Origin of the sequence: Agrobacterium bohemicum, assembly GCF_001562555.1 — a bacterium.
Lineage (GTDB): Bacteria > Pseudomonadota > Alphaproteobacteria > Rhizobiales > Rhizobiaceae > Agrobacterium > Agrobacterium bohemicum.
The window spans coordinates 1-1,387 of record NZ_KQ961046.1; the positions used below are offsets into that span (position 1 = coordinate 1).

The 1,387-nt window shown below is 57.5% G+C and carries 1 protein-coding gene; it reads right to left on the reverse strand.

Annotated features, from left to right (window positions below; genetic code table 11):
* Positions 1-1,387, reverse strand: a 1,387-nt coding sequence (locus tag ATO67_RS22120) for a putative Ig domain-containing protein (protein WP_173645954.1), incomplete at both ends; no start/stop codon positions are given.

Genomic DNA, 1,387 nt, shown 5'->3' on the forward strand with positions numbered 1-1,387 from the left:
ATCGTGACAGTTGCGGATGCAGAGGTACCGGCATCATTGGTGGCGGTATAGCTGAAGCTGTCGACCCCGGAATAACCCGGGTTTGGAGTGTAGGTTATCGCCGTGCCGGATGCCGTGGCGACACCCTTCGTTGCCTGGGTCGCAACAGCAACCGAGGTCGCCGCGCCACCCGAAAGGCTCAGCGTAATCACATTGTCTGCACTGTTGGCGTTGATGGCAACGGAACGATCACCCGCGATCGGCGCAACATTATTGATCGTCAGTCTATAAGCTTGAGTGGTACTAAAAGGTGCGCCCGACCCCGTGGTGCTGTCGGAAGCCGTTACGGTAAAGTTGAATATGCCCACCACTGTTGGCGTACCGGAGAGAGTACCATCTGAAGAGAGTGACATGCCCGCAGGCAACGCATTGGGTGTTACGCTATAGCTGTAAGGTGCGTTACCGCCTGAGGCAACAAAACTATGAGTATAGGCATCCCCATAAGTTCCACCAGAGAGTGTCGATGGGTCGAGTGCAATCGATGGCGCACCAACAGACAGATTATAAGTAGCATTGTCCTGTACGCCGTTGGCATCGGTCACTGTTATGGTGAAGGCCGCATTTCCAATTTCGGTGGGGGTGCCTTCGAGTACGCCTTCGGAAGAAAGATCGAGACCTGCGGGCAGCGCACCGCCGGTTATGGCAAATGCATAGGGCGCCGCCGCACCGGACGCGCTAAAAGTCTGGCTGTAAGAGACCGCAGCTTGCGCGGCGATCAACGCACCTGCCGCTGGGGTAAACGAAATAACGGGAGCGACGTAAGTATAGCTGTCTGTAATTCCACCGTCGCCGCCCGCCGACGTAATCTCAAATCCGATTAAACCGGCTGCATGGGCTGGCGTCGTAGAGGTGATCCGGCCATCCGTATGGATCGTGAACCCTGCTGCGGGCACCCCATCGAAATAAACGCCTGTAGCGTTGCTGAAGCCCGCACCTGTGATTGTTACCAGCGTGCCGCCGGTAGTCGAGCCGGACGTCGGAGAGATGGCCGCAGGCAGTGGCGCGGACACACTTGATGCGGATGTAAAGGCCGCAGCCAACGTTAGAGGACCGCTTGGCGTCGAGACAACGACATCATGCGAGCCTGCGATTGTCGCCGGTGTCACGACAGTGATGGCGGTATCGTTCACCACAATTACATTTGTTGCGGCATACCCGCCAATGGTCACTCCGGTAGCCCCGGTTAAACCCGAGCCGGAGATTGTGATCGGCTCTCCACCTTCAGAGGTGCCAGCACTGGGAGTGATACCCGTGATCTCCGGAACAGGTGGTGTTATTGTGATGGTGACCGTTGCTGGTGCGGAGGTGCCAGCGGGGTTTGTGGCGGTGTAGGTGAAGCTGTCGGAGC